Here is a 16554-nt window from a genome sequence, read left to right as displayed (position 1 = left end):
GGTTTTACAATTCATTGACGACATAGTCGAAAAGTGTTTTATCTTTGGGGCGATTTTCAAAGAGAAATTCTGGATGCCATTGAACACCGAGGTAAGGGAAACCATCCGTTGTTGTAACAGCCTCGATAATTCCATCTTTAGGATCATGAGCTACAACCTTGAGATTTGGAGCTAGGTCCTTAATACTCTGATGGTGGAAAGAGTTGATATGGGAGATTTCTCCATAGATTTCTCGAAGAATAGTATCAGGCTCGGTGACTAAACGTTGAGTTGTATACTCGGCTGAAGTATCCTGCCAATGGTCTTCAATATCTTGATAAAGAGTTCCTCCCATAGCCACATTAAAGAGCTGGGTGCCTCGACAAACAGAAAAAATGGGTTTCTTCTGTTTAATGGCTTCTTTTATAAGAGCTAGCTCAAAAATATCTCTTTGAAGGTAGTAGTCATCGCTATCGATCGTTTTAGGTTCACCATAGAACTTTGGATCGACATTTTGTCCACCAGTTAAAATGAGTTTATCAATCAAGCCAATGTAGTAACTAGCCATTTCTTGATCACCAATGGGTAGGATAATGGGAATTCCCCCAGCTTCCTTGACTCCTTCAACAAAGCCTTTCGCAGCATAGCTCATCATAAGCTCATCATCAGGATGAGCTTTTTCGTTTCCTGTAATCCCAATAACTGGTTTTTTCATAAATGCTTTCGCTTTCTAATCCTCTTTTCTCATGAAATAGAGGAGAGTTTGCAATTCACTAGTTAAATCTACATACTGAGCTACCACATCTTTTGGTAGTTGGAGATGAACGGGTGAAAAGCTTAAAATTCCTTTAATACCTGCTTCGACAAGGAGATTAGCTACTTCTTGTGATTTGACACTCGGAACTGTTAAGATTGCAGTTTTAACATCTGCATTCTTTATTTTATCCTTGATTTGGGAAATTCCATAAATTGGGATTCCATCAGGAGTTTTTGTCCCAACTTCAGGATGATCATCCAAATCAAAAGCCATAATGATTTTCATTTTGTTTCGTTCGTGGAAACGGTAGTGAAGGAGAGCGTGCCCCATATTACCAATACCCACCAACATAACATTTGTAATAGAATTATCATTTAGAAGATCAGCAAAAAACGTCATTAGTTTTTTGACATCGTAGCCAAATCCACGACGACCAAGTTCACCAAAGTAGGAAAAATCTCGTCTAACAGTAGCAGAGTCAATACCAATGGCCTCGGCAATTTGTTTTGAGTTGGCTCTTTCAATTTTTTCTGCATGAAATCTTTTAAAGATACGATAATAAAGAGAAAGTCTCTTTGCTGTTGCTTTTGGAATAGCAGACTGTTTTTCTTTCACAAAATCACAACCTTTCTAAATACTATTTTATAGAAAGATTGTGAAAAAATCAACAAAAACAAGAAAAAACTAAGAAAAATCTTAGCTTATCTTCGTAAAATCATAGTGAGATAGAAAACGATAGAGATTTCCCAGAAGCCCCTGATAGATTTCTTTTCCATTATAGGTCAGAGAAGTAATGACAGTAGTATCTGGAAGAGTCACACAACCTGAAAGTGATAGCATGAGTGCTTCATAATCTTCGTATTCTAAAACGCGATCGACTTGATAGGTGTCTTTGTAAGTTAATCGAAACATAATTGCCTTCTATCTTTCGCTTTTAGTAAAGACATCACGTTCAACAAGACTATCCATCAAGAAGTAAAATTTCTCTTGGTGGATATGAGTTTCTTCTGACTTAAAGATATCGACTAAACGTAGACCAAATTTATCAGTGATGTTGATTTTTGCACCTGTTAAGTCTTTGTTGATGATAATCTTAAGTTGGAAACCTTCCCCACTATTTGGAACTTTTTCAAGAAGACGTGTTAGTTCATAGTTACCAACCTTAGTTTCAAAAAAAGTGTTATCTTTTAGAGTGAACTTTTTGACGGTTGGGCTAAGTGTGTAATCATAACGGCAATTTTTAAGACTAATGGTTTTTTCGAATGCCATTGAGTTAACCTCCAATGATTTCTTTTAGAGTTTGTGCGAGAGTGATTATTTCTTGCTCTGTATTTTGAGGTGAAATGCTGACGCGAACGGATTCGTGTAAGCGAGGAGAGTCCTCTCCGTAGAAAGCCTGAAGAACATGACTAACCTGAACGACGCCTGCAGTACAAGCAGAACCAGTTGAAATAGAAATCCCTTCAAGATCCAGACAAAGGAGTAGTAGATCATTTCGTTGACCTGGAAATCCAATATTAAGGACATAAGGTAGCTGGTCTTTTCCTTGATTGAGGTAATAGTCTGTCTCAGCCATTTCCTTTAAGAAGGTGTCTTTTAGTTGTTGAACATTTTCAAAGTTTTGTGCTTGGTTTTCAAGATCATCCTTTAGAGCTGCTACCATTCCTACAATGGCAGGAAGATTTTCTGTTCCTGCTCTTTTTTTCTGCTCTTGATCACCACCATGAAGGTAGGAATCAAAATCTGTAGATGCAGCATAGAGAAAACCAACTCCTTTTGGACCATAAAATTTGTGTGCAGAAGCACTGAGAAAATCAATTCCCAATTCTTCGGGAAGTATTTCTAATTTACCGACTGCCTGAACTGCATCGACATGATAGACGGCTGGATGATTTTTTAGAACCTCACCAATTTCAGCAATAGGTAACAGTGTACCAGTTTCATTGTTGGCAAACATAGTAGAAACAAGAATGGTATCTTCACGCAGTGCATTTTTGATTTGGTCTGCAGTGATTTCTTGATGTTCAGGCTGTAAAATAGTCACTTCAAAACCGAAATTTTCAACCAAGTATTTGATGGGTTCTAGAACAGCATGGTGCTCAATCGCAGTAGTGATAATGTGCTTCCCACGATTTTGATGGCGAAGGCAGTAGCCGATGATAGCAGTATTATTGCTTTCAGTACCACCAGTGGTAAAGAAGATATGTTGTGGCTTTGTTCCTAGTAAACTTGCTAGTTCTTGACGAGCTTCTCGTAATAGTTTACCTGCTTGACGCCCATGGCCATGAATACTAGAAGGGTTACCATAAGTTTCTTGCATGACTTGAGTCATTGCTGAGATAGCTACTGAAGACATCGGAGTCGTTGCAGCATTATCCAAATAAATCAAAAACTCACCTAATTTCTATTTAAATAGTGGACTAACTGGTTTTCTTTCGTGAATACGAACCATAGCATCACCAATCAATTCGCTAGCAGTGATGTATTGCACGTTTTTAGGTTTTCTACTTTCTGTCAAAACAGAATCTGTAACCAAGATTTCCTTAATATTTGTTGCATCTAATAACTCTGCAGCACCGTTAACGAACAATCCATGACTGGATACAGCGTAGATTTCAGTAGCACCATCGCGTTCCAAAATTTTAGCAGCTTCAGAGAAGGTACGGCCAGTGTTCAGAATGTCATCGATTAAGATTGCTTTCTTACCTTCAACCTCCCCGATAATGTAACCTTGGCTACGTTCAGAATCATCTTGTGCATAATCAATGATAGCAATCGGAGCATCAAGGTATTCTGCAAGACTACGCGCACGTTTTACACCAGAGTTTTTAGGACTAACAACAACCACATCTGAACCAGTTAAACCTTTATCGCAGTAATGTTTTGCAAAAAGTGGAATTGTGTAAAGGTTATCTACAGGAATGTCAAAGAATCCTTGAACCTGAACGGCATGGAGGTCAAGAGTCAATACACGACTAACTCCAGCTTTCACCAACATATTTGCAACTAGTTTTGCAGTAAGTGGTTCGCGAGAAGAAGCGATACGATCTTGGCGAGCGTAGCCGAAGTATGGAAGTACTACGTTAATAGTATTAGCACTAGCGCGAACACAAGCATCAACCATAATCAAGAGTTCCATCAAGTGGTTATTTACTGGATAACTAGTTGATTGGATGATATAAACATCATATCCGCGAACACTTTCTTCGATGTTAACTTGGATTTCACCATCTGAAAATTGGCGTGAAGATACTTTTCCAAGTGGAACACCTGCAGCATCTGCGATTCTTTGAGCAATTTCCTGGTTGGAAGATAGTGCGAAAAGTTTCATGTTTTTTGTATCTGACATCGATAAACCGTCCTCTTTAAACTAAGTGAATCGCTGTAGTGAAACACTTTTAGTGATAAATGCTCTCTACAACAGATTCTATTATTTTTCATCCCTTTTATTTTATCAAAAAAAGAAGATTATTTCAGTATTTTTTCATATTTTCTATAAAACGAACCAATTTTGAAGGAGCTTTTTTGTAATGGATTTCATTGGCTTGTAAAAATTCTTGGAAATCAAGACTACCTTGGTTGCCATCTTCCACTTCTAATTCAAGCTCATAGTCAACAATATCAAAGTATTCGCTTTGATCAAGTGCCATGAGTCCGATCGGAGTTTGCTTTTCGTAGCGAACAGTAGTTAGGCAACCTAAAACTACCCAGCCACTGGTTGAAAGTCCACGGCTAGTCAATTCGTCAAGAATCATTCCTTGTGGAAGTTTACATTCTTTAAGACAATGGTTTGCTTCCTCAAGGCTGAGACCTTGATTATACTCCATATTTCCGACTTTTTGTGGGATTTTTATGGTCAATTCAGCACTATTTTCAAAAGTACGAATGCGCATAGCGATTTTATGTTTGCGAAGGTAAAAATCAGGCGTGTCTAGGTAGTAATTTTTTTGTGTAATAGGTGTGACTCCTGAAAAGTGCTCCTGCAATCTTTGATATTCATCCTTGTTTAGAAGTGTTTTCATTTCAATTTCTAAATGTTTCATTTTTTTTACTTTTTCCTTATCTTTGAAAGCGATTGTATGGTATAATAAGCATTGTATTTATTGTATAAGATTTTTTCTAGAAAATCAAAAACTAGATAAATCGAGTGTATAGAGAATTGGATGAAAAAGATATATGATTACAGAATGGGAAGAATTTTTAGATCCTTACATTCAGGCTGTCGGAGAGCTGAAGATAAAACTCCGAGGTATTCGAAAACAATACCGCAAACAAAATAAACATTCTCCAATTGAGTTTGTAACTGGTCGAGTCAAACCGATCGAAAGTATAAAAGAAAAAATGGCTCGTCGAGGGATTGGATACGATACGTTGGAACAGGACTTGCAAGATATTGCAGGTTTACGCGTCATGGTTCAATTTGTAGATGACGTGAGCGAGGTTGTTGCCATCCTTCGTAAGAGGCAAGACATGAGAGTGGTACAAGAACGTGACTACATTACTCATCGAAAGGCTTCAGGCTATCGTTCTTACCATTTGATTATTGAGTATACAGTTGATACGATCAATGGGGCAAGAACGATTCTGGTGGAGATTCAGATTCGTACCTTGGCTATGAATTTCTGGGCTACCATCGAGCATTCTCTCAATTATAAATATCAAGGGGATTTTCCAGAAGAAATTAAGAAACGTCTGGAAATCACAGCAAGGATATCTCACCAATTGGATGAAGAAATGAGTAAAATTCGTGATGATATCCAGGAAGCACAGGCACTCTTTGATCCATTGCATAGAAAGTTAAATGACGGGGTAGGTAATAGTGACGATACCGATGAAGAATACAGGTAAACGAATTGATCTAATCGCTAATCGCAAACCTCAAAGTCAACGAGTCTTATATGAATTAAGAGATCGATTAAAAAAGAATAACTTTATATTAAATGATAAACATCCCGATATCGTGATTTCCATAGGTGGGGATGGGATGCTTTTGTCTGCTTTTCACAAGTATGAAGACCAGCTGGATAAGGTTCGCTTCGTTGGTGTTCACACGGGTCATTTGGGTTTCTATACGGACTACCGTGATTTTGAACTAGATCAATTGCTTACTAATTTACAGTTGGATACTGGGGCTCGTGTGTCTTACCCGCTTTTAAATGTAAAGATTTTTTTGGGAAATGGAGAAGTGAAAATTTTCCGTGCTTTGAATGAGGCTAGCATTCGGAGATCTGATAGGACCATGGTTGCCGATATTATCATTAACCACGTGCCATTTGAACGTTTTAGAGGAGATGGCCTAACGGTATCGACGCCAACTGGGAGTACAGCCTATAACAAATCTCTTGGTGGAGCTGTTTTACATCCTACTATTGAGGCCCTACAATTGACAGAAATTGCGAGTCTTAACAATCGTGTCTACAGAACCTTAGGTTCTTCTATCATTGTGCCTAAGAAGGATAAGATAGAATTGATACCAACTCGTAATGACTATCATACGCTTTCTGTTGACAATAGCATTTATTCTTATCGTAATATTGAAAGAATAGAATACCAGATAGACCATCATAAGATTCATTTTGTAGCAACACCAAGCCATACTAGTTTTTGGAATCGTGTCAAAGATGCCTTTATTGGTGAGGTGGATGAATGAGGTTTGAATTTATTGCTGACGAACACGTCAAGGTAAAGACTTTTCTGAAAAAGCATGAAGTCTCTAAAGGATTGCTGGCCAAAATCAAGTTTCGAGGTGGAGATATTCGCGTAAACGGTCATCCACAAAATGCAACCTATCTCTTAGATATTGGGGATGTGGTTGTCATCGACATTCCTCCTGAGGAAGGTTTTGAGACACTGGAAGCAATTGATTATCCACTGGATATTCTGTTTGAAGATGATCATTTCTTAATTCTAAACAAACCCTTTGGTGTGGCCTCGATTCCTAGTGTCAATCATTCCAATACCATCGCTAATTTTATCAAGGGCTACTATGTGAAACAGAACTATGAAAATCAGCAGGTTCACATTGTAACCAGACTAGATCGCGATACTTCGGGTCTCATGCTTTTTGCTAAACATGGTTATGCTCATGCTAGACTAGACAAGCAGTTGCAAAAGAAAGCCATTGAAAAGCGCTATTTTGCACTCGTTAAAGGAGATGGTTTTCTGAAACCTCAAGGTGAAATCATTGCCCCGATTGCCCGTGACGAAGATTCCATTATCACTAGGCGAGTGGCAAAAGGTGGTAAATATGCCCATACTTCCTATCGCATAGTGCAGTCTTATGGCAATATTCATCTAGTTGATATTCGACTACATACGGGAAGGACACACCAGATTCGTGTTCATTTCTCCCATATCGGTTTCCCTTTGCTTGGCGATGACCTCTATGGTGGTAGTCTTGAACATGGCATAGAGCGTCAAGCTCTGCATTGCCATTACTTATCGTTTTATCATCCTTTTCTTGAAGAGCAGTTGGAGATGGAAAGTCCGCTGCCGGATGATTTCAACACTCTTATAACTCAGTTATCAAATAATAATTTATCTTAAAAGGAGTCAAAACTCATGGAAGTTTTTGAAAGTTTAAAAGCCAACCTAGTTGGTAAAAATGCACGTATTGTCTTGCCAGAAGGTGAAGAACCACGTATTCTTCAAGCTACAAAACGCATCGTAAAAGAAACAGAAGTTATTCCCGTCTTACTAGGAAATCCTGACAAAATTAAAATTTATCTTGAAATCGAAGGAATCATGGATGGTTATGAAGTCATCGACCCAGCCCACTATCCTCAATTTGAAGAAATGGTAACATCTCTTGTAGAACGTCGTAAAGGAAAAATGACTGAAGAAGAAGCTCGTGAAATCTTGGTTAAAGACGTGAACTATTTTGGTGTTATGTTGGTTTACATGGGCTTGGTAGATGGAATGGTTTCAGGAGCTATTCACTCTACTGCGGCAACTGTTCGCCCAGCCCTTCAAATCATTAAAACTCGTCCGAATGTTAGTCGTACTTCAGGTGCCTTCCTCATGGTTCGTGGTACTGAACGTTACCTCTTTGGTGACTGTGCCATCAATATCAATCCTGACGCTGAAGCTTTGGCAGAAATTGCGATTAACTCTGCAATTACAGCTAAGATGTTTGGTATTGAACCAAAAATTGCTATGCTAAGCTATTCAACTAAAGGTTCTGGTTTTGGTGAAAGCGTTGATAAGGTCGTTGAAGCAACTAAGATTGCTCATGATCTTCGTCCTGACCTTGAAATCGATGGGGAATTGCAATTTGATGCTGCCTTCGTTCCAGAAACAGCTGCTCTCAAGGCACCAGGAAGCAAGGTTGCTGGACAAGCAAACGTCTTTATCTTCCCAGGTATCGAAGCAGGAAATATTGGCTACAAGATGGCAGAACGTCTCGGTGGCTTTGCAGCAGTTGGTCCAGTATTGCAAGGTTTGAACAAACCAGTTAATGACCTTTCTCGTGGATGTAACTCAGATGACGTCTTCAAACTTACACTAATCACAGCAGCACAAGCTGTACACCAATAAAATACAAGATAGCTCCTTTTCTGTTAAAGGAGCTTTTCGTTGAATTTCAAATCTAAAGATGATAAAATGTATTTACAAAGCATCTTTACAAAGAGGTATTAATCATGGCAAGTACTCAACCAGTTAATTTTAGAGCAGATTCGACTTTTTACCAACAAACGAAAGAAATCATAGCTGATGAAAAGTTAACCCTATCAGATATTTTTAATGCTGCACTTCGTAAAATTGCGACAGGTGCGGTTGATCCCAAAGAGTTCGTATTTAGTGATTTACAAGAGACTCAATATCAGGTTGCTTTTGAAGACTTGAAAAAGGAAATCTTGATGGGACATCAAGAAATTGAGCAAGGTAAACTAACGTCTTTGGCAGATGTAAGAAAGGAATTTGGACTTGACTAATCATAAGCGTTACCATGTTTCTCTTACGGATCAAGCTAAGAAAGACTTGAGAGAAATACATGATTATATTGTACTGAATTTTTACAGCCAGCAATCTGCCGATAGTAAACTAGACCTTATTCTAACGGCACTAGAAACTTTAGAAACCTTTCCAGAAGCATGTCCTTTGGTTTCAAGTCGAGGTTATGGTGAATTAACAGATGACGGAAAACGTTATCGATATATGCCAATTGAAAATTACTTAGCTTTTTATTATATCGACAAATATGAGGTTTATGTCTCCAGAATTTTAAATTCCAAGCAGAATTGGACTAAGTTATTCAATAAGTAGAGGTAAAATTTTTTAAATTTTTTTGAATCATTTAGTCCCACTCTTTGTCCCCCCAAGAAAGGAAGTTTTTAAAATTGAAATACAAATTTCTATTATTCGATCTCGATCACACCTTACTCGATTTTGATGCTGCTGAGGATATAGCTCTGACGCAACTCTTAGAAGAAGAAGGAGTAGAGGATATACAAGCCTATAAAGATTACTATGTACCAATGAACAAGGCTCTTTGGAAGGATTTGGAACAGAAAAAAATTACAAAGGCTGAGTTAATTAACACACGTTTTGCAAAATTGTTTGCTCACTTTGGCATTGAAAAAGATGGGGCTTACTTAGCAGAGCGCTACCAGTTTTTCCTATCAAAACAGGGACAGACTTTCCCAGGTGTCGAAAATTTATTAAAAAAATTGATAAGTAAGGGCTATGAACTCTATGCTGCGACAAATGGAATCACCTATATTCAGACAGGTCGTTTGGAACAATCTGGAATTACACCATTTTTCAAGGAAATATTCATTTCAGAGAAACTCCATACCCAAAAACCAGATGCTGAATTTTATGAAAAAATTGGAGCTCGAATCCCTAACTTTGATAAAAATCAGACCCTTATGATTGGTGATTCTTTGTCAGCTGATATTCAAGGTGGAAATAATGCTGGCATCGATACCATCTGGTACAATCCTCATCATCTGGAAAATAAGACACAAGCTCAGCCAACTTATGAAGTCGACTCTTATCAGGCTCTGCTTGATTGCTTGGGGCTCCTTTAAAAATCACAAAATATAAAAGATTCTAGAAAACCTGGAGCATGGAGTGCAAGAAATTTTGGTATTTTTTGAAAACGTTTTATTTTTTTGATATAATAAATCATACTAGGATATAATGACAAGAATATTGTAATTGTCATCTACCGTTAAGTTGTATATGGATATCAAATTGGTAGTACAGTTAATCAAGTAGGTATTGAAAAAGAAGCATCTAAACTAGTCAATAAATTATCTATTCATCTGTTTGAACGTCTTAAATTGGTATAAAAAAGCTATATAGGAGCAAATCAGTATGATATTGAAAAGTAATAAAAGAACCATAAACTTCATGTTGATGTTAATCAGTGCTTGTTGCTGCCTTATTTGTCTAAGTGCCTGTCAGTCAAATAAGGTAAATTCGGTAGATGGTTATAAAATGGCTATCTGGGATAGCGATAAAATAGCTGTATTTGATGATTATGATTTAAATGTGCTCAAGGGTAATATTGCTAGAAAAGAAAAATACATCTATTGGGCAGAAAGTTTTTCGGAAGCAGGATCCTATTCAACTGCAAAAACAAAAGATACCTCAGGTCTAAAAAGATATGTATCTAGAATTAATAAGGAAAATTTAAGTGAAACGTTTAAATTAGCAGAAGGAAATGATGCATACGCATCTATAACAGATGGGGATTATTTATATGCGACTGCTGTCTTTACAGATAGAATTGAATTTTATAAATATGATAATCATTTAGAGGTTGTCACTAATGTTACCGTGAAAAATGATGGTCAGCTAAATGCCAGTCAACAGTTTGTTATTGTAGATAATTATTTATACTTACTTGTAACCACATTGGATTTATCAACCCAAGTTCCTAATACGGAAATTTGGAAAATGGATAAAGAGTTCAACATCGTCGAAAAATATAATCTTGACGAAACATCAGCATATATGAGAATGGTTAATGTAGATGATGTCTTGTATATTGTGGAAGCACTTAGTGGGCGTAATTCTGATGGGGAATATAAGTCAGGAAATAAATTATTGGTTTTTGATTTAAAAAGTCAGAGTAAGAATTATATCGATATTCCTGAAAAGTATCCAACAAATATTCAATATGATGCTAAAAATAACCAATTGATTATAGAGAATGAGGGATTATATAATGGCGAATTTTCCTTTACTACAGTCAATTTAGACAATTTAGAAAAAGATATTATTCATCTGGAAGGCTTTAGTACAGAGCAGTATACTGCACCTTATTTTACATTTAAAGACAACATCTATTATTTTTTATTTAATGATTCTCTGGTTAAATATGATATTCTTGATAAGAAACAAACAGTTATCAGTTTAGAAAATTATAAAATAAAAGATGCACATTATTTGATTGTTAAATAGTTTACTAATTGAGTGAAAATCAAAAATGAAAAAAATCTTTAAACTGTACTTAAGTATAGTTCTAGTAATCTCTCCTTATCTCTGGCTAAGGGGAGATTTAATATAGTTTGTTGTCAGCATAACTTTACAAAATATTTAGAACTGTTTAAAAGTAGATAGGAGTCTCGAAATTATGGGAACATGGGATGCAACGATTTTTGGAAATGACACTTCCTTAGATATTAAAGAAGAATTCTTCGAGAGATACAATCAAGGAGAAGATGCAAATACAATTAAAAATGACTTGACGACGGATTTATACGATGACGATATGTATGATGTCTTGTTCGCCTTAGCACACTGTTTATGGGAAGTTGGGCAATTAGATGACGAATTCTTGCTTGAAATTAAAGAAATCATTCTCAACAAAGAGGATTTAGAACTTGCCCAAGAATTGGGTGCAGATAGTGAATTTTTAGAACAAAGAAGTGAGAATCTAGAAAAGTTTTTAGAAAAAATTAGTGTAAAAAAAGAAAATCCCAAAAAGAGAATTGCTCCGCCTGTTCCTGTAGAAAGCAAATATAGGAACGGTGCTGTGATGGTTTTTCAGTATGAAGATGGCATGTATGGTGCTTTGATAGCAGTAGATGGAGCTTTCTTTGATAAGGAAACCTATTATGCTTATCTGCAGACTGATATTAAAATGATTACAAAACCCACCATGAAAGATGTGCGATCAGCACGAATTCTCGATCCAAGTTTTCATAGTGCAGAATACAATTCATTTCGTGACTCTAAGTATTACTACTCTTTTGTAAATTGTATTTCAGGCTATCTAAAAAGTTCTGCAACTAAAAAATTTGAAAAATACAATGATAGTGTTTTTGAAATAATAGGTTATCTTTCAGATTGGGGGAGTTGCTGTAGCGCGGCTTCTAGAGGATTTGATTACTATAACCAAAAATCAAGTGATGAGTTTAAGATAAGTGTTGTAAAGGAATTGAATAAAAGATTTGATGAAAAACTTAATACTCGAACAGAATTGATTATTGATGAAATCGACAAAGAATTTATCCTTTCTAATACTAGAAAAGGTCTTGAATAAAGGCTCTTTAGTATAAATTCTCTATAAAACTTCTCAAATCTCAATAGATACTTTTAAAAGTGGTTTAGATAGCCACTTTTTGCTATAATAGAGGCAGTATTAACGAAGGAGTTGGCTATGGAACACTCATCTTGGCATGCTTTGATTAAAGAGCAATTACCTGAGGGTTATTTTGGGAAAATCAATCACTTTATGGAGCAGGTTTATGCTCAAGGAACTGTATATCCTCCTAAAGAAAAGGTTTTTCAGGCTCTTATAACAACTCCTCTGGAAGAGGTTAAGGTGGTGATTCTAGGCCAAGATCCCTATCATGGGCCTGGTCAAGCTCAGGGCTTGAGTTTTTCAGTTCCAGATTCTATTCCAGCACCTCCTTCTTTGCAAAATATCTTGAAAGAACTTGCAGATGATATTGGAGTTAAGAATTCACATGATTTGACTACTTGGGCCGAGCAGGGTGTTTTGCTTCTCAATGCTTGCTTGACTGTCCCTGCTGGTCAAGCAAATGGTCATGCTGGTCAGATATGGGAGCCATTCACGGATGCAGTGATTAAGATTGTCAATAATTTAGATAGACCAGTGGTTTTTGTGCTCTGGGGTGCTTATGCACGTAAGAAGAAGTCCTTGGTTAAAAATTCTCAGCACTTGATTATTGAATCAGCCCACCCAAGTCCTCTTTCTGTTTACAGAGGATTTTGGGGTTCTAAGCCTTTTTCTAAGGCTAATACATTCTTAAAAGAAACAGGACAAGAGCCAATTGATTGGCTTAGATAAGGAGAGAATATGCCTCAGTTAGCGACAATTTGCTACATTGATAACGGGAAAGAGCTACTCATGCTTCATCGCAATAAAAAGCCTAATGATGTCCATGAAGGAAAATGGATTGGTGTAGGTGGAAAGTTAGAACGGGGGGAAACTCCACAAGAATGTGCTGCTCGTGAAATTCTTGAAGAAACTGGTCTAAAAGCAAAACCAGTATTAAAAGGAGTTATCACCTTTCCAGAGTTTACACCAGACCTTGACTGGTACACCTATGTATTTAAAGTAACTGAGTTTGAAGGTGAGTTGATTGACTGTAATGAAGGAACCTTAGAATGGGTTCCTTACGATGAGGTTTTAAGTAAGCCGACCTGGGAAGGGGACCATACCTTTGTCGAGTGGCTCTTAGAGGATAAACCCTTCTTTTCAGCTAAGTTTGTCTATGATGGTGATAAATTATTGGATACCCAAGTCGATTTCTATGAATAAAGGAGAAAGCAGATGCTACTAATCAAAAACGGCCGTGTAATGGATCCTAAGTCTGGTTTGGATCAAGTCAGTGATATTTTAGTTGAAAATGGAAAAATCGTTAAAATCGCTCCTCGAATCGATGTTGAGGGAGTTCAAGTAATAGATGCTACTGGTCTTGTAGTTGCGCCTGGATTGGTGGATATCCATGTTCATTTCCGTGAACCTGGTCAAACTCATAAAGAAGACATTCATACAGGAGCACTAGCAGCAGCTGCAGGTGGATTTACAACTGTCGTTATGATGGCTAATACTAATCCAACTATCTCAGATGTTGAGACTTTGCAGGAAGTTCTTCAATCTGCAGCTAAGGAAAAGATTAACGTTAAGTCTGTGGCTACAATTACCAAAAACTTTAATGGTCAAGACCTAACTGACTTTAAAGCTCTTTTAGAAGCAGGGGCAGTTAGTTTTTCTGATGACGGGATTCCTCTTGAAAGTAGTAAAGTTGTCAGGGAAGCCATGGAAAAAGCTAAAAAACTCAACACCTTTATCAGCTTGCACGAAGAAGATCCTGGTTTAAATGGTACGCTTGGTTTTAACGAAAATATCGCTAAAGAACATTTCCATATCTGCGGTGCTACTGGGGTTGCAGAGTATGCAATGATTGCACGTGATGTCATGATTGCCTATGCAACTAAGGCTCATGTTCATATTCAGCATTTGTCAAAAGAAGAAAGTGTAAAAGTTGTGGAGTTTGCTCAAAATATGGGAGCAAACGTAACTGCAGAAGTAGCTCCACAGCATTTTTCTAAGACTGAAGCTCTGCTTTTGACTAAAGGAAGTAACGCTAAGATGAATCCACCTCTTCGTCTGGAGTCTGACCGTCGAGCAGTTATTGAAGGGCTTAAATCTGGAGTCATTTCTGTCATTGCTACTGACCACGCGCCTCACCATGCTGACGAAAAAAATGTTGAGGATATTGCCAAAGCTCCATCAGGTATGACAGGTTTAGAAACTTCTTTGTCACTCGGTTTAACTTACTTAGTAGAAGCTGACGAGTTGAGCTTGATGCAGTTATTAGAAAAAATGACAGTAAACCCTGCCAAATTGTATAATTTTGAAGCAGGATATTTGGCTGAAAACGGGCCAGCTGATATTACAATTTTCGATGATAAAGCGGACCGAATCGTTGATACGCATTTTGCTTCTAAAGCAGCTAATTCACCATTCATTGGTGAACAATTAAAAGGGCAGGTTAAATATACTATCTGTATGGGACAAATCGTTTATCAAGCAGATTAGGAGCTTGAGGATGAATTATTTTCGTAAACTTAGAAATCGTAAACGAAATGCTTGCCATGGAGTATATTGTCAAGCCGCTAACCGTGCTAAAATTCAGTATGAAACCAAGGAAAAAGCTGATCATGCTGTAGAGTATGATAATGGTGGCTTGGTTAGAAGCTATTATTGCGCCTCATGTAATTGCTGGCACACGACATCAAAAACTAGTAATCCACCTTTGAGCTTGAGAAAATACGGCTTAAAGCTTTTTGGCTTGGATGCAAAGGAGTAGAAAGAGTAGGTATGCATTCAACAGAAACTATTAAAGACAAAATCATCTTATTTTTAAAAATTTTCTTTCCTATTTTAATTTATCAATTCGCTAATTATTCCGCATCTTTTGTCGATACCACGATGACGGGCCAATATAATACTCTCGATCTAGCGGGTGTTTCAATTGCAACTAGTTTATGGAATCCTTTCTTTACCTTTTTGACTGGAATTGTCTCAGCCTTGGTCCCTATTATTGGTCACCATTTGGGACAAGGAAAAAAGAAAGAAGTTTCTTCGGATTTTTATCAATTTCTTTATTTGGCTTTAGCCTTATCTATCGTACTTTTTGGCTTGGTTTTCTTTTTAGCACCAATTGTGTTACAATTCATGGGACTGGAAGTGGCTGTATCCAGCGTTGCCATACGTTATCTGTGGCTCTTAGCCATCGGTATTATTCCTCTCTTACTTTTTAGTGTTATTCGTTCGCTACTTGATACGCTAGGACTGACAAAATTGTCTATGTATCTCATGCTTCTTTTACTTCCTTTAAATAGTGGATTTAACTATTTACTAATATATGGAGCTTTTGGTTTTCCTGAGTTAGGAGGTGCAGGAGCAGGTCTAGGGACTTCCCTTGCCTACTGGGATTTGTTGCTGATTTCGGTTTTGGTCTTGTTAAAGCATAAAAAGCTCAAGGAATATCAACTCCAAAGACCTATGCCCATACAAATTAAAAAAATCAAGGAAGCTATTTATCTTGGTCTACCAATTGGTGGAACTGTATTTGCAGAAGTTGCTATTTTTTCAGCCGTCGGCTTGATTATGGCGAAGTTTTCATCATTGATAATAGCTAGTCATCAGTCTGCCATGAACTTTTCATCTCTCATGTACGCTTTTCCTATGAGCATTTCAACAGCAATGGCTATTGTGATTTCTTTTGAGGTAGGAGCTAAACGGTTAGACGATGCAAAACAGTATATCCATATTGGTCGTTTAGCAGCTATGGTGTTTGCAGTTTTAACACTTTCTTTTCTGTATGTTTTTAGAGAAAATGTTGCCAGTCTCTATGGTCATGATCCAGAATTTATCCAACTAACAGCTTCTTTTATGACCTATAGCTTATTCTTCCAGTTAGCTGATACATTTGCGGCACCATTACAAGGGATTTTACGAGGTTACAAGGATACGATTGTTCCTTTTTGCCTTGGTCTTCTTGGATACTGGGGTGTTGGGATTCCGCTTGGCTTATATCTTGATTATTCGACTAGTTTAGGTGCGTACTCCTATTGGATTGCTCTCATCATTAGTTTAATGGTAAGTGGAATTCTTTATCAGTGGCGTTTACAAGTTATTATGAAAAGATTCAAATAATTTGTTGAAAAATGATGAAAAAATAACTTGTGAAATTTGTATTTTATATAAAGAAAAGTCTTGATTTTACTGACTTTTCTTTTTTTATATTGTGAAAAATTGCAGGCATATTTTTTGACACAAATTAACCTATACAGTAAAATAGAACTATAAGAATTTAAACTTAGAA

21 protein-coding genes are annotated in these 16554 nt (G+C 37.0%); 14 read left to right on the top strand and 7 right to left on the bottom strand.

The annotated features are described in order from the left end of the window. Positions 1–4: 4 nt before the first annotated feature. The 7 genes from AAFQ93_RS06725 to AAFQ93_RS06695 all read right to left on the bottom strand — a co-directional run bounded on the left by AAFQ93_RS06725 (position 5) and on the right by AAFQ93_RS06695 (position 4779). Positions 5–694, bottom strand: coding sequence for a gamma-glutamyl-gamma-aminobutyrate hydrolase family protein (locus AAFQ93_RS06725; RefSeq protein WP_075227382.1), 690 nt, complete (start codon positions 692–694; stop codon positions 5–7). A 15-nt stretch (positions 695–709) separates the two neighbouring features. After that, positions 710–1351, bottom strand: coding sequence for a redox-sensing transcriptional repressor Rex (locus AAFQ93_RS06720; RefSeq protein WP_000660647.1), 642 nt, complete (start codon positions 1349–1351; stop codon positions 710–712). A gap of 81 nt (positions 1352–1432) precedes the next feature. Beyond that, the gene (locus tag AAFQ93_RS06715) at positions 1433–1648 is read right to left on the bottom strand and encodes a DUF4649 family protein (RefSeq protein ID WP_070460469.1); all 216 of its coding nucleotides are present in this window, start codon (positions 1646–1648) and stop codon (positions 1433–1435) included. A gap of 9 nt (positions 1649–1657) precedes the next feature. After that, complete coding sequence (locus tag AAFQ93_RS06710; RefSeq protein WP_049526341.1) at positions 1658–2005, bottom strand: DUF1831 domain-containing protein; 348 nt, start codon at positions 2003–2005, stop codon at positions 1658–1660. 4 nt (positions 2006–2009) lie between these two features. Then, positions 2010–3125, bottom strand: coding sequence for a cysteine desulfurase family protein (locus tag AAFQ93_RS06705; protein ID WP_375554981.1), 1116 nt, complete (start codon positions 3123–3125; stop codon positions 2010–2012). A gap of 15 nt (positions 3126–3140) precedes the next feature. Next, a complete protein-coding gene (locus AAFQ93_RS06700) occupies positions 3141–4085 on the bottom strand; it encodes a ribose-phosphate diphosphokinase (RefSeq protein ID WP_045762947.1) in 945 nt (314 codons plus the stop codon). A gap of 124 nt (positions 4086–4209) precedes the next feature. Then, positions 4210–4779: a CYTH domain-containing protein gene (locus AAFQ93_RS06695; RefSeq protein ID WP_045762946.1), complete on the bottom strand. Its 570-nt coding sequence runs from the start codon at positions 4777–4779 to the stop codon at positions 4210–4212. 133 nt (positions 4780–4912) lie between these two features. Here AAFQ93_RS06695 and AAFQ93_RS06690 point away from each other — a divergent pair, with 133 nt between their 5' ends. The 14 genes from AAFQ93_RS06690 to AAFQ93_RS06625 all read left to right on the top strand — a co-directional run bounded on the left by AAFQ93_RS06690 (position 4913) and on the right by AAFQ93_RS06625 (position 16385). After that, positions 4913–5584, top strand: a complete 672-nt coding sequence (locus AAFQ93_RS06690) for a GTP pyrophosphokinase family protein (protein WP_000627444.1) — start codon at positions 4913–4915, stop codon at positions 5582–5584. Further along, complete coding sequence (locus AAFQ93_RS06685) at positions 5568–6386, top strand: NAD kinase (RefSeq protein WP_375554980.1); 819 nt, start codon at positions 5568–5570, stop codon at positions 6384–6386. Before AAFQ93_RS06690 ends, AAFQ93_RS06685 begins: the two co-directional genes overlap by 17 nt. Then, a complete protein-coding gene (locus AAFQ93_RS06680) occupies positions 6383–7282 on the top strand; it encodes an RluA family pseudouridine synthase (RefSeq protein ID WP_045762944.1) in 900 nt (299 codons plus the stop codon). Before AAFQ93_RS06685 ends, AAFQ93_RS06680 begins: the two co-directional genes overlap by 4 nt. A 15-nt stretch (positions 7283–7297) precedes the next feature. After that, positions 7298–8272, top strand: coding sequence for a phosphate acetyltransferase (pta, locus tag AAFQ93_RS06675; RefSeq protein WP_045762943.1), 975 nt, complete (start codon positions 7298–7300; stop codon positions 8270–8272). A gap of 104 nt (positions 8273–8376) precedes the next feature. Next, positions 8377–8670 carry a hypothetical protein gene (locus tag AAFQ93_RS06670; protein ID WP_045762942.1) on the top strand — a complete coding sequence of 98 codons (294 nt, stop codon included), beginning with the start codon at positions 8377–8379 and terminating at the stop codon, positions 8668–8670. After that, positions 8663–9001, top strand: coding sequence for a type II toxin-antitoxin system RelE/ParE family toxin (locus AAFQ93_RS06665; RefSeq protein ID WP_045762941.1), 339 nt, complete (start codon positions 8663–8665; stop codon positions 8999–9001). The genes AAFQ93_RS06670 and AAFQ93_RS06665 overlap by 8 nt, the downstream gene beginning before the upstream one ends. A 74-nt stretch (positions 9002–9075) precedes the next feature. Next, a complete protein-coding gene (locus AAFQ93_RS06660; RefSeq protein ID WP_045762940.1) occupies positions 9076–9768 on the top strand; it encodes a YjjG family noncanonical pyrimidine nucleotidase in 693 nt (230 codons plus the stop codon). A gap of 412 nt (positions 9769–10180) precedes the next feature. Further along, the gene (locus tag AAFQ93_RS06655) at positions 10181–11149 is read left to right on the top strand and encodes a hypothetical protein (protein ID WP_375554979.1); all 969 of its coding nucleotides are present in this window, start codon (positions 10181–10183) and stop codon (positions 11147–11149) included. A gap of 172 nt (positions 11150–11321) precedes the next feature. Beyond that, on the top strand, positions 11322–12233 hold the full coding sequence (locus tag AAFQ93_RS06650; protein ID WP_375554978.1) for a hypothetical protein: 912 nt from the start codon (positions 11322–11324) through the stop codon (positions 12231–12233). Positions 12234–12350: 117 nt separating this feature from the next. Next, complete coding sequence (locus AAFQ93_RS06645; RefSeq protein ID WP_375554977.1) at positions 12351–13004, top strand: uracil-DNA glycosylase; 654 nt, start codon at positions 12351–12353, stop codon at positions 13002–13004. Positions 13005–13013: 9 nt separating this feature from the next. Continuing rightward, on the top strand, positions 13014–13478 hold the full coding sequence (locus AAFQ93_RS06640) for an 8-oxo-dGTP diphosphatase (RefSeq protein WP_001135775.1): 465 nt from the start codon (positions 13014–13016) through the stop codon (positions 13476–13478). A 12-nt stretch (positions 13479–13490) separates the two neighbouring features. Further along, the gene (locus AAFQ93_RS06635; protein ID WP_375554976.1) at positions 13491–14762 is read left to right on the top strand and encodes a dihydroorotase; all 1272 of its coding nucleotides are present in this window, start codon (positions 13491–13493) and stop codon (positions 14760–14762) included. Between the two features lie 10 nt (positions 14763–14772). Further along, positions 14773–15033 (top strand): hypothetical protein, encoded by a 261-nt coding sequence (locus AAFQ93_RS06630; RefSeq protein ID WP_045762936.1) that lies wholly within the window; start codon positions 14773–14775, stop codon positions 15031–15033. 11 nt (positions 15034–15044) lie between these two features. Continuing rightward, entirely contained in the window at positions 15045–16385 is a 1341-nt protein-coding gene (locus AAFQ93_RS06625) for an MATE family efflux transporter (RefSeq protein ID WP_223140960.1), read from the top strand. Positions 16386–16554: the final 169 nt, after the last annotated feature.

This window comes from Streptococcus nidrosiense, assembly GCF_042140045.1.
Classification (GTDB): domain Bacteria; phylum Bacillota; class Bacilli; order Lactobacillales; family Streptococcaceae; genus Streptococcus; species Streptococcus nidrosiense.
This window is presented reverse-complemented; position numbering and strand designations above follow the sequence as displayed.

Excerpts from the sequence above, each read along its gene's own strand:
- AAFQ93_RS06725 (WP_075227382.1), bottom strand. The coding sequence starts at position 694 with ATGAAAAAACCAGTTATTGGGATTACAGGAAACGAAAAAGCTCATCCT.
- AAFQ93_RS06715 (WP_070460469.1), bottom strand. The coding sequence starts at position 1,648 with ATGTTTCGATTAACTTACAAAGACACCTATCAAGTCGATCGCGTTTTA.
- AAFQ93_RS06710 (WP_049526341.1), bottom strand. The coding sequence starts at position 2,005 with ATGGCATTCGAAAAAACCATTAGTCTTAAAAATTGCCGTTATGATTAC.
- AAFQ93_RS06700 (WP_045762947.1), bottom strand. The coding sequence starts at position 4,085 with ATGTCAGATACAAAAAACATGAAACTTTTCGCACTATCTTCCAACCAG.
- AAFQ93_RS06695 (WP_045762946.1), bottom strand. The coding sequence starts at position 4,779 with ATGAAACATTTAGAAATTGAAATGAAAACACTTCTAAACAAGGATGAA.
- AAFQ93_RS06690 (WP_000627444.1), top strand. The coding sequence starts at position 4,913 with ATGATTACAGAATGGGAAGAATTTTTAGATCCTTACATTCAGGCTGTC.
- AAFQ93_RS06685 (WP_375554980.1), top strand. The coding sequence starts at position 5,568 with ATGAAGAATACAGGTAAACGAATTGATCTAATCGCTAATCGCAAACCT.
- AAFQ93_RS06680 (WP_045762944.1), top strand. The coding sequence starts at position 6,383 with ATGAGGTTTGAATTTATTGCTGACGAACACGTCAAGGTAAAGACTTTT.
- pta (WP_045762943.1), top strand. The coding sequence starts at position 7,298 with ATGGAAGTTTTTGAAAGTTTAAAAGCCAACCTAGTTGGTAAAAATGCA.
- AAFQ93_RS06670 (WP_045762942.1), top strand. The coding sequence starts at position 8,377 with ATGGCAAGTACTCAACCAGTTAATTTTAGAGCAGATTCGACTTTTTAC.
- AAFQ93_RS06655 (WP_375554979.1), top strand. The coding sequence starts at position 10,181 with ATGGCTATCTGGGATAGCGATAAAATAGCTGTATTTGATGATTATGAT.
- AAFQ93_RS06650 (WP_375554978.1), top strand. The coding sequence starts at position 11,322 with ATGGGAACATGGGATGCAACGATTTTTGGAAATGACACTTCCTTAGAT.
- AAFQ93_RS06645 (WP_375554977.1), top strand. The coding sequence starts at position 12,351 with ATGGAACACTCATCTTGGCATGCTTTGATTAAAGAGCAATTACCTGAG.
- AAFQ93_RS06640 (WP_001135775.1), top strand. The coding sequence starts at position 13,014 with ATGCCTCAGTTAGCGACAATTTGCTACATTGATAACGGGAAAGAGCTA.
- AAFQ93_RS06635 (WP_375554976.1), top strand. The coding sequence starts at position 13,491 with ATGCTACTAATCAAAAACGGCCGTGTAATGGATCCTAAGTCTGGTTTG.
- AAFQ93_RS06630 (WP_045762936.1), top strand. The coding sequence starts at position 14,773 with ATGAATTATTTTCGTAAACTTAGAAATCGTAAACGAAATGCTTGCCAT.
- AAFQ93_RS06625 (WP_223140960.1), top strand. The coding sequence starts at position 15,045 with ATGCATTCAACAGAAACTATTAAAGACAAAATCATCTTATTTTTAAAA.